Below are 16,083 nucleotides of genomic sequence, written 5' to 3' on the forward strand. Positions count from 1 at the left end.
CGCGACGGGAGCAACGCCATGTCCTACACCAAAGCCAACGACTTACGAAAAGCCGAGAAGCTTGTTCAGCAAGGCAAGATCAAACCGGCGATCAAGGAATATGAAACCTTGGTCATGTCGAATCCAGGCGACACCAACTTGCTCAACATTCTTGGCGATTTGTACGTCCGGGATGGACGAAACGACGATGCGATCATGACGTTCGTGAAGTTGGCGGAAGCGACGCTCCGGGATGGACATACCCCACGCGCCATTGCGGTTTACAAGAAAATCTACAAGCTTGCCCCAGGCAATGCCGATGTCGCGCTCAAGCTGGCCGAGCTTTACATCCGCCAGAACCTCATGGTGGAAGCGCGTAAGCAGTACCTGGAACTTGCCGACTATTACACCAAAAACGGACGGAGCCGGCAGGCGCTTGAGTTACTCCAGCGCGTTGCAGACCTTGATCCAGAGAATGTCCCAGCGCGCTTGCGGCTAGCTGAAAACTACCAACGGGAAGGGATGCTTGAGCAAGCCATCGAGGCTTACATTGCAGCTGGCGCTCAACTCATCCGCAAGTCCAATCTTCCTGAAGCCCAGCAGGTCTTTCAGCGGGTACTAGAACTCAATCCCCTGAGTACGCCGGCGCTCAATTCACTGGCAACGATCTATATCAAACAAGGCGATCCGGCGCGCGCGGTGGCACTTCTGGACGACGTCGCCCGCCGGCGCCCAGATGACGTTGACCTGCTCATTTTGAGCGGGCGAATTTACCTTCAGGCAGACTTGCTCAATCAAGCCGAGGTTGCCTTACTCAAGCTCATCGAGGTTGACAAAACTCGTTTTGAGTACCTCCTGACGCTAGCACAAAAGTTCATCGAGCACGGATCATACGACCGCGCGGTTGACCTGATTGAAAAGTGCATCGAGCCGATGATCAGTCGTCGCCAGGAAACCCGTGGGCTGGAGTTGCTCGACTTGGTCGTTGAACAGCAGCCCCACCACATCCATGCGCGGCAGTGCCTAGTTCAGATTTACAAGCGCCTTGGTGAAAACAATGAGCTTTTGATGGCGCTCAACCACTTGGCTGATGTCGCCCTGCGGCAGGTGGGTGAGCTAACCCCGCCCCAAACCCCGGCTGATGAAGCCATGCTGCAGGACGTGCGCGGCATCGCCGAAAACGCCCTCAAGCAACTCATCGAACTTGAACCCAATGAACCGGCGCACCTAGAAAAGCTGCGCAACTGGGGCTTCACCACGGTTGTTGCGCCAACGATTGCCGAACGAGAGCGGGTCATCAATCAGCCTGTTTACACCGGTGGGGTTGGTCAACGGGTTGAATTCGTTGATATACCCACCGCCCCCACCGGCACACCAGGTTTCCCGACTGCACCATCCGAGGGCACCGGCTTCGGCTACACATCGGGTTCAGGATTTGCCGCCTTGCAGCCAAACCCAAGCGTCGGCCCCTTTGGGACGCCTGGGTTTGACTTTGTGGGCACGAACGCGGCTGCGTCTGGGGGCTTTACTGCTCCGACTCAAAGCTTTGACTCCAGCTTTGGTGGCAGCTTCAACGGCTTCCAGAGTGGCGGTTTTACCGACCTCACGCCACCGCCAAGTTATCCGCCCCTGCCGCCCCAAGAGGCATTATCCGACGAAGTGCTCCGCCTAAAGGCCGATGCCGAACGGTTCGCCAATCTCGGCATGTCCGACAAAGCCATTGAGCTGCTCGAAGAGGTGTTGACGAAAGCGCCGCAGAGCATCGAAGTTCGGCTTCTGCTCAAGAGACTCTACACGGACGCAGAACAAAAGGCCGAAGCCAGTCAACAAGCCTTGGCACTAGCCGACATTTATGCGCAGCGGGGCGATTATGCCCAAAGTCAGCACTTCACGGCCGAAGCCCAACAACTGAACCCACCGGCTACGGTAGGTTTTGATTTGTCACCTTCCATGGGTATATCGGGGCAGTCCAGCGCACCGACAACCTACACAAGCGACGAAGTCGAAATTGACATTAGTGGCGCGGTTCGGCCACCAACGCCACCACCAACGCCACCACCGGCGCCACCACCGGCGCCACCACCGGCGCTTGAGAGCGATTTCGGCTACACACGTGACAACGGTTTCATGGTTCAGCCTGAAGTTATTTACGGTGGACCGGCGCACTTTCCGACCCCATTGCCGCCCGAACAGTTACCCAACTTTGCCGTTGAAGAGCATGTCTTTGACATAAGCAAAGGACAATCCAGTGATTCACTCAATGTCATAGCGGAAGCCAAGCTACGCGAGCAACTGGATGGGGTAGCGTTCTATATCGAGCAGGGCTTCCTCGACCTTGCCCGGGACAATTTAGCCAAACTCAGTGTTGAGTTTCCCAATCACCCCGAAATTTTGTCACTTCTAGCCAAGGTTCAGGCTCCGCCGCCACCATCCGAGCCATCCCTTACCAGCCTAGCGATCCCCACTGGTGCTCCGGCTGACGTTCCGGTATCCCAACCGGAGTCCATGGGATCACTCATGAACGGACTGGTGAGTGAGCTTGAAAAAGCTTTGGAAGAACTCGACTTGGGTCACTTTGATGCCCCGGCGGTGACAAACCTGACATCCAAGCCAGCGCCCATTACAGATTCAACTCCATCCGGCTCACTACTCCTTGGCGAATCGGGACTCCAGGATGTCTTCGATGAATTCAAGCAAAGCGTGGAAGTTGACGCCGAGGCCACGCCGGACTTTGAAACTCACTACAACCTTGGTCTTGCCTATAAGGATATGGACCTCTTCGATGAAGCCATCGAAGAGTTTCAGACGGCTTTCCGCGGCACTGACCCACATGCGCCGAATCCACACTACTTCCAGGTTTGCAACATGTTGGGGCTGTGCTTCATGGCCAAAAACGAGCCGCAACTGGCCACCGTTTGGTTCAAGCGTGGCGTAGAGGCCCCAGGTCGTACCGAAGATGAATACCAGGCCATGCGCTATGACCTTGGCTTGGCTTATGAAAGCTTAGGACGCTACGACCTAGCGCTGGAAGTCTTTGAAATGGTTTATGCCGTGGACATCAACTACCGCGAAGTCGCCGAAAAACTCGCTGAACTGCGTCAACGGGTAAAGCAATAATTCTTCAGGTGATTACCCCACATGTCCGTCAAGCTTACGGCGCTGCTCTTCATGTTGCTTTGCCTTGAAGTCGGGCTACTGCTCGCCATTATTCCTTGGACGAGCTACTGGGAAAGTAACTATTTCCTGTTTTGGCTCACGGCGCGCTTTCCCAGCACCAACTTCACCGCCATTGTTCAAAGCGGCTATGTTCGCGGGGCGGTAACTGGCATCGGCTTGGCCAACATTGCGCTTGGACTCCTCGAAGTCAGCGGGCTTAACCTGGCCGGCAGCCGGGCAGAGGCATAAGAACGCAGCCGACCTAAGCCGTCGGTCACTCTCCTTTATCCCTCATCACTCGCCGATATCAATCGCAGCACTTTTGGCCAGCTCGGCCCGGAAAGCGGCCATTTGCGCCGGAGGAACTTGCCAGTTAGCATCGAGTGGAACGCTTGCCGGCCGTAGCCAATCGGCAGGTTTTGGCACCGCCCGCCACCAGGCCGCATAGCGCCCAATGACGGCTTCCCGGTCGCGCTCGTCGGCAAGGTAGAAAAATCCAAAGTCTTCGCCGGAGACGCTTCGCAGTGCGTCATAGGCGAAGTACCGCACGGCGGGGTACGTATCGCGCAAGGCTTCGATCAGGAAGGGAATGGCCCACTTGCGGTCACGCGCGCGGCCATCGGCTCCGCTCGTCCCCAGTGCCCAGGCGGCGGTGATTCGGGCAGAAGGGTCCTTGCTAAAGAGCGCGCGAACCATTTCTGAGCGCCGCGCTTCGGGTCGCGCGGCATTTGTCTTGGAAAGGGCATACCGCGGCCCATACCACTGCGTCATGTAACGCGCCGCCCACTCGGCGCTTTCACCGGGATGGCACATGTTGCACCCATTCGGCATCTCGGTTGAAAGGCTCTTGTCTGGCTCAGGGTTGAGAATGCGGTGCGTCCGCTTCGCCGTCAGTAGTCCGAAGGAAATGCGTGGCCGGTGACACTCGTAACAGGCGCTACCGCTGCTATCGGCTGGATGGTGGGTGTGAGCTTCCAGGTTGGCGGCAATTGCCGCATGGCACTGCGTGCAGGACTTGTTGCCGCGCATCTCGTCGTGCATCAGTGACTGCTGACGGCCTTTGTGCACGTCATGGCAGCTTATGCAGGTCATATTTCCTTCGGTATGACACTTGCTCATCAGCAGCCCCTGGTATTCATACGCGGTCAGCCGTGGCGTCCCGTCTGGGTAAAAGCGCGGCGCGAAACTGTAGTCGCCGACCTTGGCCGTGATGTCGAGGGGGCGATAATACTTCGCCAAGTCTTCGCCAGGCGTATAAGGGTCGCCCTTGGCCATGATTTGCCGAATGTTATCTAGCTCCACCGGAAGCCGCTGCCCATGGCAATGGCCACAAACTTGCGTATTGGCGCGTTTCTCAGCCTTGGCCTGATTGACAATGGTGGGGTCGTCTGCTCGCGCTACGCGCCGCAGCCAGGTCCAGCCCAGCGCCTGATTCTTTTCGATGTGTAGCTTTCCGGGTCCATGGCAGGCCTCGCACCCAATCCCCAGTTCCTCGACTTTGGTTCCCGTGAACTGCCCGGTCTTCAAATCCAGGCCGGGGTTGCCCTTGACGTTGTGGCAGAAAATGCAGTTGTTGTTCCACACACTCGTGTGGCGGCCGAAGTCTGGCAAGTCTGGATGAAGAAACAGGCCTTGCAGGTTGAACCAGTACTTTTTCTCGATGTTCCAGGCGATGGGCAGACGGTAAAACGTCGTGCCAACCTGGGTCACATACTGCTGGAAACGGCGCGAACCGACGGTACGGACAATCTTCGCTACCGCCAGGCGACCACTTGGGTCAAGCGTTTCCATGAAAAATTCATCACCACGCCGAAACATGCGTGAAGTCACGCCGTTGTAGGTGTACGTCGCATCGTTGAAGTCCCCTACCACTGACGCCGGCGTAGCCACTTGCGTCATCTTGTGATGATGCGACTGCGACCAGTGTTCAGACTCCTCCTGATGACAGGCGCGGCAGCTTTCCGACCCGACATAGTCCACCTGGGACAAATCTGGAGCGTAGGCGCGCATGGCAGCGACTTGCTGCCGCCAAACGAACCAGGCGAGCGCGGCTGCGACGCCACACCCAAGGACGATACTCAACTTCAGCGTGGTTGACTTCGAGAACATGGCGATTCAGGCCGTCTACGGCTCAGGGCGATATGGCCGTTCGAGATACCGCCGGGCTTGCTCGCTGGCTTCCGCGCTATCACCCAAGTCAATGACTTTCTTGTATTCCGCCACAGCCCGGTCACGCTGTCCCAGCGCATCATAGGCATTGCCTTTTTTGAGCGCGGCCCAAGCTTCAACCCAGCGTGGGCGCAGATCGCCATCCAGCGCCTCATCAAAGGCATCACGCGCTTTTTCGTAGTTTCGCTGGCTTAGGTACAGCAGTCCGAGATTATACCATGCCCAGCTACTGCGACGATTGACGCGAATGGCGGCTTCAAACTGTTGTTGAGCTTCAGCGAACTCGCCATCCTCAACGTGCTGGATGCCGCGCCGCACGACCACCGCCACGCGCAGCTCATCTGACGTGCGTAAGATTTTGGCATCGGGGTCAATGAGCAGCTCGCGCGGCTCGGAAGTGGCGCTGAGGCTAAAGCTGGCTTCCCGTCCATTGAACTGGAGCGTCGCGCGTTCGCTTCCACCTTTGGCTTCGAGCGTCACATCCACTGGCATGCGGAAACCTTCCAGGTTTTGTTCAAGCGTCCCCCGCACCCGATAACCACCGCTCGAAACGCGCAGAATCTTGTAGTCCGGGACAAACTCCGGCACACCCGTCGAATCTACCCACAGGGCAAAAAACCAGCGCAGGTCTTGCCCTGCGGTTTGGCTGGCCAGGTTCTCAAAGTCGGCCAAGCTGATTGGTTGTTCGAGGTATTGGTTATAACAAGTCTGCAAAAGCCGGAAAAATACTTCCTCGCCAAGAAAACCCCGCAGCATCCGAAAGACAAACGCGCCCTTGTAAAACATGATCGAGCGATAGGCAGAGGACTGATCATCGAGTTCGGCTGGGGTGCGGCGGAGCGACGACTGTGACTCGAAGGCCAGCGCCCGCTCCAGAAAGTCCCGCACCAACTCACGAAATTCGCCTTCGTTCCGCCGAGTTTCCTCAACCAGCAGATAGGCGTAGGTCGCCAGCCCCTGTGACAGCCAAGCATCATCAAAGGACTTCAGAACTACCCCTTGCCCCCACCACTGAAAGGCGGTTTCACGACACAGCAGTTCACGTGGCAGGTCGCGGGAGCGAAAGACTCGCCCCGCCAGGAGTGTCACGCCGGCTGTCGTCGTGGCATCAAGGCTTTCGTCATCTATTTCGGCAAGGTCAAGCTTAGGGCCAAAGGCGTAGCGACCGAAATGTTGTTCATAGCGATCAAGCGCCTGGGCAACCACCTCCGCATACGCCGCCGCCAGAGCTTCGTTGCCCGGGCGCGTATAGACCGACACTTGGGCATCGCCTTGCTGCCACGTCTGCACTTGGTACCGACCGATGGCAAGGTTGCCAAACAGCACGCGCCGAACCGAAGCAAACGACCAGCGCGTGCGCGTACCCGTGCCACTTGGCAGAGCCGCGGCCGCCTGCGGCAAGGAAGCTGCCTGCGGCAAGGAAGCTGCCGCGGCCGGAGAAGCCGTGCTTGAAAAAGATGGGAAGGCACGCGCCTGCCAAGACATTGTTCCCGGCCGCCGTGGACGCGGACGCGGGGGCGGCGTAGGACGCGGCGTGACCTCCGGTGGCGGCGGGGCGCGACGCTCCGGCTCAAGGGATGGCACACCCGGGCCGGTTATCGGCTGCTTTGACTGAAACCCATAGCCCACCACCGTCAAACCATCTGGAACGGTCAGGTTGAGCGTGAAGGTTGCCGTATCAGACGCATAACCGTGGAAGGGAAACCATCGCGCGCCGTAGAGCAGATAGGCCGTTCCATCTTGTCCGACATAGGCTAACCGCTTGTTGGCCAAGACACCGCCTTCCGCCGAAAGCAACTGCCCGGCGTATTCCACAGTCACGGCAAACGGCACTCCCGGCGTCGTTGCCTGCGGCAGAGCAATCCGCAGATCGAGGTCCCGTAAGCGATCTTGCGTGAACTGAAGCGGCTGGCGGTTCTCATCCAGCACGCGCTTGACTTCGAGAGAGCCGTTGAACTCGAACACCACCGACTGCATTGGTCGGCGCGCATCCATTGTCACCTTGGCGCGCGCCACGAAGGTTTGGGTTGCCGGAATGATTTCGGCGTCGATTCGGTAATCCAGAATGTCGAGCGGGTCGTCAGCCGGCACGCCCCAAACTGTGGTCAAACTTCCCAAGACAGTCAGCAACACCAGGAAGACACCAAGCTGGGTTACTTGCCGAAAAGTGTACGCCATTTTTCATCCACCTTACGCTGAATCTCGGTCGTCATGCGATTCTCCCTGGGCCAGGGGCGAGTAAAGCCCTCACTGGGCCACTTGCGGGTGGCATCAATCCCCATCTTTGAGCCATAGGCCGGCAAGCGGGCCGCGTGGTCGAGCGCATCAATCGGTCCAAGCGTAAACTGGATGTCACGTTCTGGATCAATGTTGTTGAGGACGTACCACGCCACATAGCTCGCATCATGTACCGGTACGTCGTCGTCCACCACCACGACAACTTTGGTGAACATCAACTGCCCGGTGCCCCACAAAGCGTTCATGATTTTGCGGGCATGGCCCGGATAAGCCTTCTTGATGGAAACAATCGCCAGGTTGTGAAACACACCTTCAAATGGAAGGTGCATATCCACAATTTCAGGAAACTGGCGGCGAAGCACCGGTTTGGCAATTTCACCAACCGCTTCCCCCATCCAGCAGTCTTCCATTGGGGGGCGGCCCACGATGGTGGTTTGGTAAATCGGGTTGCGGCGGTGCGTCACACAGGTCACATGAAAGACTGGGTAGTTGTCGGCTTCAGTGTAAAAGCCGGTGTGGTCGCCAAATGGCCCTTCGGTGCGCAGTTCCTGGGGATCAACGTACCCTTCGAGCACAATCTCGGCCGTTGCCGGAACTTCCAGATCGTTTGTGACGCACTTGACCATCGGAACGGGCTTGCCGCGCAAAAAGCCGGCCAGCATCATTTCATCCACATCATCCGGGAGGGGAAAAATCGCAGCGAAGGTCAGCACCGGGTCGCCACCGATGGCCACGGACACCGGCAGGCGGTCGCCCCGCTCCAACGCCATGCGCCAGTGCGCGGCTCCATGCTTATGAATCTGCCAGTGCATGCCGGTCGTGCAAGCGTCATAGAGCTGCATGCGATACATCCCGACGTTGCGCCGTCCGGTCGCCGGATGATTGGTAAACACCAGCGGAAAGGTAATGAAGCGGCCGCCATCTTCCGGCCAGCACTGCAAAATCGGAAGGCGGCGCAGGTCAAATTCCCCTTCCCGCAAGATGATTTCCTGACATGGTCCCTGTTTGACGCGCTTTGGAAAGACGGCTCCCAGCTCGGCAAACTTGGGCAGCAACTTGACCTTTTCCAACATTCCCTGGGGGGACTTGAAATCAAGAATCTCGTTCAGCCGACCGGCAATTTCCGCATACTGCTTGACCCCCAGGGCCATGAGCATGCGGCGGCGACTTCCCAAGGCATTGATGATCACCGGAATTGGTGATTCTTCAACCCGCTCAAACAACAGCGCCGGCCCGCCCGACTTTGATACGCGGTCGGTGATTTCGGTGATTTCGAGGTGGCAGGATACCGGAGTTTTGATGCGCTTGAGTTCGCCGGCTTGTTCCAGATCGCGGATAAACGCTCGTAGGTCTTCGTAAGGCATGGTTGAACAAGAACACCGAGAAAATGCAGCCGTCCGTCGGCGTCCCACTCGCCGCCACGACGGCTAAAGACGCAAACTACTGCATGTTAGGTTGCAATCGGAAATAATTTTGGACGTGGTCGAGCGGGTTGCCACGCGACCTGAACCACCAGGCACATCAACCCACGGCCCAAAAAAGCAAGCGGACAGGCTCACGACCTGTCCGCTTCAGAAACTTGGTGGAGGTAAGCGGGATCGAACCGCTGACCTCTGCAATGCCATTGCAGCGCTCTCCCAGCTGAGCTATACCCCCACAGGCGCGAATCGAATCTACCACGACTCGCACTCGTTAGGCTATTCAAGCCTTCCCTTCTCGTCAAGTCCCCCGTGGCAGGCCAGCGCGCGCGCCAAGCGGATAAACGCTTCAACCGAGAGTGCTTCCGGCCGGCACTCCGGCGCAATCGCGGCCTCGGCGAGTGCCGCCAACAGGCGCGACCGCTCCAAACCAAGTCGAAGCAAGCTTCCGCCAAGCATTTTGCGGCGCTGCTCAAAGGCGAGGCTTACGACCCGCCGGAACATGGCTTCCAAGTCCGGCGGAAGCAGGGACGGAACCCGCGGCTTCAGTCGGACCACGGATGACATAACCTTTGGTGGTGGGTGAAACGCGCCAGGCGGCACATCAAACAACCGTTCGACGTCGCAGTGCGCTTGCACAATGACGGAAAAGTAACCGTATTCCCTTGTGCCAGGCGCAGCCGCCAACCGCCAGCCGACTTCGCGCTGGAGCATCACCACGATGTCAGTTAGGGCCGATTGGCTGGCTAACAGTTTTTCCACAATGGGTGTCGAAACGTTGTAGGGCAAATTCGCTACGACCTTGACCGGCGCGGCCGGCAACCCGAACAGCGCCCGTGTTTCGGCCAGGCAGCTTGTCAGATCGGCGTCCAAAACATCGCCGGTGTACAGTCGCCAGCGCGCATCTGCGAAGCGCTCTTCCAACCACTTCGCCAAATCGCGGTCAAGCTCAAAGGCAACCACGGCCGCGGCTTTCTCTAAAAGCAGTTCCGTCAGGGCCCCGCGACCGGGCCCGATTTCCAGGACGAGATCGTGGCGCGTGATGTCTGCCGCGGCGACAATCCGGCGCAGCAGGTTGGCGTCACGGAGGAAGTGCTGACCAAATCGCTTGCGCGGCGGGGGCAAGTCGCTCATGGGCGGTCATAAAGCCGGTTGAGCATGGCGGCCAGACGAAACCCGGCCAAGCGCACCCGCTCGCGGGCCACAGCCTTGGCTTTCATCTTGTAGGACTCGGAAAGCACCGGCGGCTCTGGGGTATCGTCATCTCCGGCTTGGTAAACGACATCCTTGGCCAGTTGGGCGCTTTCATCAATCCAGGTCGTTGGCGGGGCAAGACTGTGCCGCCGCGCGGGACGAGACCGCGCCAACTCACGCGCCAGCGCCTGAACGGCCGGAAGCGACAATTCATCCAGGGCAGCATTGTCCCAGAAGGCGTGGAGGTTTGGCTTGCGTGGTCCGTCCAGTGGTGTATCGGCCGTCGGCCGGACAATGAACAGATTGCCGCCTTGGTCGCCTTGGGGATTGTTTTTTGAGCAACGGGCTACGGTATGAAGTGGTTGGTGAACATCCCCGACGAGGTGAATGAGCCAGGCTAAGTAGTAGGACTGCCGGGGACTATCCGGTGAGCTGTGGCGCAGAATATCCTCAATTTCAACGATTTTCCCCAGTGCTCCACCATCGGCCGCCACAATTTGAAAGTCGAGTGGAATGCTGACCCCTGGAGCCGCCAGCGGCCGATTGAGATAGTGCCAGGTGCCGTGAACCCGCATGTCAGGATACGCCAGATGGACACTGGGCGGCGGCTCGCGGTCGGAAAAGCCTTGCCGCCGGTCAAACTTGATGTCGTCCACCCAGTAGGAAGCACTCAGGAAAGCAGCCAGTGAGGCTTGCGCTGGTGACACATCGCGCGTCCACTCGGCATATTCGGGATGTTGCTTGAGGATGGCATCTACGCGCGCCCGCGCCCGTGGCGTCAGGTGAGCGTAAGCAATGGCAGCGACAGTAGCGTGTCCGGCTTGGTTCCAGGCCAGCACTGATGTCGCACTCCACCCCCACCCGAACAAACAGAGACCAATCCACAGCCACCAACGTTGGCTTCGGCGAGAAAACATCGTGTTTTGCGCTCAGTTGTAGAAACTGCCTCGACCGGAGCGGACAAGGCAAGTCCGATGATAACCTAGCTCTGCGGTTGGTCCAAACACACCAAAGCCCCAGTGACCGAAATCAACTGGGGCCTGACGGAAATGAGATGAGCGTTGAAGCCCACCCAAGGGCTGTGCGCCTAAGCAACCCGCCGCAATCCACGGTTTGATGTCGCCGCAGCCGGAGACTTGACAACGACAGACTCTCGACGATGCCCTGTCTCCAGGGGGCGACGGTTCACGTAATAGGGTCCCACCATTTTCCATTGATTGGTGTCGAAGGCGCGATGCGCACCACAGGCAAGGCACATCCGATAGGTTTGTTGATCAATCGTGAACGGCCGGCTCATATCCAAATGCCAGCACCCAAAAACACGATGATAGGTCTTTTCAAAATACTCGATAGCACGTTGTAGGGCCGCTTTTGGCCAGGTAAATTCCGGCACATGAGGGAACGTTGGCGTCAGGGACTTGACTTGCATGGCGGATTCCTCCTTTTATCGAAAACCTGCAAAGCACCACATCCGCGCTTGGTTAGCGCTCAACCTGCGTAACGACGCAACCAACATTCAGAGACGCTTGAACCTATGAAAAGGTTCACGTAATCCACCAAATTATTGCCAAATCACATAAAATCTAGCCTAGATGGATATTTTGAGGGCCATCCATGACGCAGACATTTCAAAACACGGCGGTTCTCGTTACAGGCGGGGCATCGGGTATCGGGCGCGCAATTGCGCTGGCTTTTGCTGCCGCCGGGGCCAAAACTGTCGTCGCTGACCAAAACGCTGAAGGGGCAGCCGAAACCGTTTCCCAGATTGAAGCCAGTGGCGGGCAAGGCATTTCAGTGGTTGTGGACATAACCGATGCCAACGCCATCGCGGACTTGGTCAAAACGGCGGCGCATGCCTTCGGAAGGCTGGATGTCGCCGTCAATAATGCCGGTGTGCTTGGCACACCGGCGCCCCTGCACGATACAGACAACGCCATGTTTGATCAGGTCTTGAGCGTCAACCTGCGCGGTCTGTTTCTGTGTATGAAGTATGAAATCCACCAAATGCTCAAACAGGGTGGCGGGAGCATTGTCAACGTGGCATCGCTCGCCGGGTTGGTTGGGTTCTCAGGATTCGCCCCCTACGCTGCCAGCAAGCATGCGGTGCTCGGACTGACCAAGACTGCGGCGCTGGAATATGCCAAGTCCAACATTCGGGTGAACGCCGTTTGTCCATCCATCATTGAAACCCCAATGACGGCGGCATCACATATCCCGCCACAACTGGTTGAGAAGTACCTCAATGCCCATCCGATGCGGCGCGCCGGACGACCTGAAGAGGTGGCGAGTGCCGTCCTGTGGCTGGCTTCGGATGGGGCTTCGTTTGTCAACGGGACCGCCCTTACGGTAGATGGGGGCGCGTTCGCCCAGTGACGGATGGCGTCAACTCAGCTTACAGAGAAGTTCCTGACGCCTGTCACACTCCCCAACTGCCCACGGCTCTGCGCAAGTGGCTTGAGATGCGCCTAGTTAGCAAGAACGTCCAGCGGCACTTCCCGACTTGCGACGTTGTGGGCAAAGTCCTCGGCGGTGACAAGCAGTACATAGCGCCCAGCCGGCAAGCCTGGTGGAAGGCGCAGCACGCCGACGTTCGTTTTGCGCTGCGGGTCCCACTTGACCAAGATGGGGAGTCCACCGGCCAGCCGCGCCGTAATCCGCCGCGTATCGGCATCAGCCGCCACGCGAACTTCAATTTCGCCGCCAGCCCGCGCGGTAATCGGACTGGTCGTCACCCCCAACTGCGGTGGACGGCTGTCAATCGTAAAACCTTTTTCCTCTTGAAAGACATTGCCGCTGGCATCCGTCAGGATGAGACGGCAACGATAACGACCATCCTGCATGGTCTTGGGTGCAAGGAAGCGCGTCTCCCACACGTCATCGGCCGCCAGGTACGTCAACGGCTTGGTGAGTCCGAAGGGAAAGACGGCCACCACCGACCGGATTGAAGCGTCGGCCCGCACGCGCAACACCGGATCGCCGGGCTTGATCACCCGCGGACGGAGCAGCGCACGGGGCGCCGCCAAAAAAGCCGTGTAGGGCGTCACAATGTTGTATTTCTTTGACAGCGCGATGACTTCGGCAATCAGCGCATCGTCCTCACCGTCGAGCGTCATTCGGCGAAGCAGCGCGGAAATGCGTTCCTGGGCCCACAGGCGGGGCAAGTGGGCGTGGGTGGTATCCTGCGCTGGCAGCGTGCCGGTCGCCGTGGCGGCCACTGGTTGCCCGGCACGTGCGCCGCTGATCGAGCACTCGACCTGTGACACCGGCCGGCGGTAGCGCCCCACAAAACTCACCCGCGAACCGTCATAGCCGGTTGCGTCTTCATTTGGATACACCGCGTAAGCATTGTCAGGATCGCTCAGGCGCAGCTTGATGCCTTCGACCGGGCGCTGCCCGACCTTGGCAAAAAAGGCATCCAGGCGGAAGGTCAGGTCGTCGGTTTCACGCCCAAACTCGCTCACGCCACGGCTTACCCGCGCCAACTCACCAAGAACATCGCGGTTCGCATCCGCGCCAACGCCAAAGGCGAAAACCCGAACCGGTGGGCCACCCTGGGCATTGGCTTCGGCAAAGTCACGGACGAGCTTGCCGGCGCGCGTCGTTGTCAAGGTTGGATTGCCGTCTGTGACGATGACCAGCGCGCGCTCGTCACCCGGCAGCGCCTTGGCCAGCGCCAGTCCGCGCTGGAGCGCCTTGGCAAGATCCGTCCCACCGCTCAGGTAGCCGCGCCGGATGAAGTCCAACGCCTGTGCCGTCTCGCTAGGCGTCCCCGGTCGTGGCGACTCAGCCCATACCTGCACATCATCATTGAACAGCGCCAGATTGAAACGGTCTTCCGGGCGGAGCGACTTCAAAAACACCCCACAGGCTTCGTAAGCGCGGTCAAGTTTCTCGAAGTTCATCGAAAGCGAGGTGTCAAGCAACAAGACCACCGACCGCGGCGGCGCGGGTGGCGGGGCGGCATCGCTGACCGGCAGTCCGCGCTCGTTGAGCAACGCCGACACTTCAAAATAACCGTCTTCGTCTGGTTTTGTTCGATTGGGATCGCGCAAATCATACGCCAGGAGCGGCTCCGGCGAGCGGTAGGCAATCAGGCTCACACTCGTGCGCGACACATCCAGTCCGTAATCAAAGGCAAAATCCTGGGTCAGGGCGACGCCTGCGCCTTGATACTCAGCCAGGACGCGGTTGATACCCATTGGCGTCACTTGGCATGGGTAGGCCGTGTCGCGTTGCTTGAATGCCACCAGCGGAAAACCACTGGTCACATCCACCCGGATGCGCAGGTTGCCGACCGACTGCACGCCATACTGCGATGGCTTGAGCGGCAGCGAGAAAAACGACCGCAGCCCGGCGACCGGAACCGCTTCGACATATTCCAGCTCGACGCGCTTCGTTCCAAAGGCCGGAATCGGAACCAGACGGACGGTGAAGGCCGTGGTGCCGCCGGCTTCATCTTCTTGCGTGACCAGCCCTGGATCAATTGCCTGGCGTTTGAGTTCACCGTAAATTTCCTGAGCGCGTGGCAACTCAAGCATCACGCCTGGAATGCGCACGTCCCCGTCCCAAACCGCAAAATCGGCAATGGCGCCGCTGGTCGGCAGGCGAAAAATATATTTCCCTTCAAGCGGCTGGTTGGTTCGATTGGCATAAATCTGGACGACACGCACCCGCGCAAACTGTTGATCGATGCGGATGTCCACCCGCATGTCCTCGAGCGCAATGCGCGTCGGATCGGGCGCTGACTCATCGCCCGGCAACACGACACCGGATTGCGCGGCGGCCGGATAGGCCAACCCACCTACCGCCAGCCAGACGGCCGACACAACCCAGCCCAGCGACCAGGCCAACAACGGACGACGGAGCTGCCGAGACATATTTGTTTGTTTACGGTCAGTAGAGGGAAGTTCTTACCACTGCAGAGGTAGCTTATACTGACCGGCAGGCAACTTGCCAACTCCAAATTTGGGCAGTGAGGCAGCGAGCGTAGCGGGCTGGACAGCTTTGCAGTTGATAGATGTTACAGTCGCATTACCGAGTGACACCGGGCTGCATGTCACCAAACTCGACGACTTCAACGGATGGTTCGACCGGCGGCGCGAAGTCATCCCAGCCAGCCACCACCACCCCCTGCCCGCCGTCTGGAAAACGCTCCATCATCTGGGCAATTTCCGGTAACGTCTCGGTATGGGTATTCGTGACGGCACTGGCCAGCAGCGTCCCAGAGGTTTCCATCCAAACATGCTGCCAGGTGTCACCAAATTTCATGCGCCCCAGGTAGGCATAGGGAGACCGTACCGTGTACTCCCGGCTGTGCCAGACGCGCACCGGTGAACCATCTTCGGCAGCCATATAACCGGCCAGTGTGTAACGAACCTGATCGACTGTCGTCGTCAACGGGGTCGAGTCGGCCGTCAACACAACGTCCGATGTTGCCGGTGTGCTCAACGGAGCGACGCTTGCCGAATACGGCTTGACGGTTGGCTTCACCCGCGCGGCTTGCTTTGCCGATGGCTTCACGGGCGCAGCCCGACGTACGGACTTCCGCGCAACTCGCCGCCGCGCAACCTTTCGAGTAGCTTTCTTCCGTGTCACCTTTTTGACAATGCTGACCGGCAGTGGGTTTTCCACGCTCGTCTGAGCAATGGCTTCTCCACCCAAAACCGATAAGAGAACCAGCACCAGCAGCAGTAATGAACGGCGAAAGAACTTGGTCACGGTAGCAAAACCTCGGCAGCATCAGGAAAGGATGGTCGCACTACCCAGGCGTGCAAACCGTGTGCCAGATTTTGCCCAGACTTGGTAAAACAACCCTAACTGATTTATTTTCAAGATGTTGAAGGTAGTTGAAAAAAACCTTGACATGGCATTGACAAGGTTCTGACCGTCGGCCCGTGAAACAGCCGAGGTCGAAACCGACACCCCGGCA

Annotated in this window: 11 protein-coding genes and 1 tRNA gene; 3 read left to right on the forward strand and 9 right to left on the reverse strand. The window is 58.6% G+C overall.

Annotated features, from left to right (window positions below; translation table 11 throughout):
- The first annotated feature begins 18 nt into the window (after positions 1 to 18).
- Complete coding sequence (locus J8C06_RS07335) at positions 19 to 3,096, forward strand: tetratricopeptide repeat protein (RefSeq protein ID WP_211428067.1); 3,078 nt, start codon at positions 19 to 21, stop codon at positions 3,094 to 3,096.
- A 21-nt stretch (positions 3,097 to 3,117) separates the two neighbouring features.
- Positions 3,118 to 3,384 carry a hypothetical protein gene (locus tag J8C06_RS07340; protein ID WP_211428068.1) on the forward strand — a complete coding sequence of 89 codons (267 nt, stop codon included), beginning with the start codon at positions 3,118 to 3,120 and terminating at the stop codon, positions 3,382 to 3,384.
- Between the two features lie 45 nt (positions 3,385 to 3,429).
- Here J8C06_RS07340 and J8C06_RS07345 read toward each other — a convergent pair whose 3' ends face one another.
- The 7 genes from J8C06_RS07345 to J8C06_RS07375 form a co-directional block, all read right to left on the reverse strand.
- A complete protein-coding gene (locus J8C06_RS07345) occupies positions 3,430 to 5,244 on the reverse strand; it encodes a cytochrome c3 family protein (RefSeq protein WP_211428069.1) in 1,815 nt (604 codons plus the stop codon).
- Positions 5,245 to 5,259: 15 nt separating this feature from the next.
- Positions 5,260 to 7,482 (reverse strand): M1 family metallopeptidase, encoded by a 2,223-nt coding sequence (locus J8C06_RS07350; protein WP_211428070.1) that lies wholly within the window; start codon positions 7,480 to 7,482, stop codon positions 5,260 to 5,262.
- Complete coding sequence (locus J8C06_RS07355) at positions 7,458 to 8,906, reverse strand: menaquinone biosynthesis decarboxylase (protein ID WP_211428071.1); 1,449 nt, start codon at positions 8,904 to 8,906, stop codon at positions 7,458 to 7,460. Before J8C06_RS07355 ends, J8C06_RS07350 begins: the two co-directional genes overlap by 25 nt.
- A gap of 216 nt (positions 8,907 to 9,122) precedes the next feature.
- Positions 9,123 to 9,198, reverse strand: a tRNA-Ala gene (locus tag J8C06_RS07360).
- Between the two features lie 41 nt (positions 9,199 to 9,239).
- Positions 9,240 to 10,094 (reverse strand): 16S rRNA (adenine(1518)-N(6)/adenine(1519)-N(6))-dimethyltransferase RsmA, encoded by an 855-nt coding sequence (gene rsmA, locus J8C06_RS07365; protein WP_211428072.1) that lies wholly within the window; start codon positions 10,092 to 10,094, stop codon positions 9,240 to 9,242.
- Complete coding sequence (locus J8C06_RS07370; protein WP_211428073.1) at positions 10,091 to 10,993, reverse strand: S1/P1 nuclease; 903 nt, start codon at positions 10,991 to 10,993, stop codon at positions 10,091 to 10,093. Before J8C06_RS07370 ends, rsmA begins: the two co-directional genes overlap by 4 nt.
- A 248-nt stretch (positions 10,994 to 11,241) precedes the next feature.
- Positions 11,242 to 11,583, reverse strand: coding sequence for a hypothetical protein (locus tag J8C06_RS07375; RefSeq protein ID WP_211428074.1), 342 nt, complete (start codon positions 11,581 to 11,583; stop codon positions 11,242 to 11,244).
- A gap of 185 nt (positions 11,584 to 11,768) precedes the next feature.
- Between J8C06_RS07375 and J8C06_RS07380 the strand changes: the two genes are divergently transcribed.
- Complete coding sequence (locus J8C06_RS07380; protein WP_211428075.1) at positions 11,769 to 12,527, forward strand: glucose 1-dehydrogenase; 759 nt, start codon at positions 11,769 to 11,771, stop codon at positions 12,525 to 12,527.
- 92 nt (positions 12,528 to 12,619) lie between these two features.
- Here the strand turns inward: J8C06_RS07380 and J8C06_RS07385 are convergent, their stop codons facing one another.
- Entirely contained in the window at positions 12,620 to 15,031 is a 2,412-nt protein-coding gene (locus tag J8C06_RS07385; protein WP_211428076.1) for a VIT and vWA domain-containing protein, read from the reverse strand.
- Between the two features lie 154 nt (positions 15,032 to 15,185).
- Positions 15,186 to 15,872, reverse strand: coding sequence for a hypothetical protein (locus J8C06_RS07390; protein ID WP_211428077.1), 687 nt, complete (start codon positions 15,870 to 15,872; stop codon positions 15,186 to 15,188).
- Positions 15,873 to 16,083 lie beyond the last annotated feature (211 nt).

The organism is Chloracidobacterium validum (assembly GCF_018304825.1).
Classification (GTDB): domain Bacteria; phylum Acidobacteriota; class Blastocatellia; order Chloracidobacteriales; family Chloracidobacteriaceae; genus Chloracidobacterium; species Chloracidobacterium validum.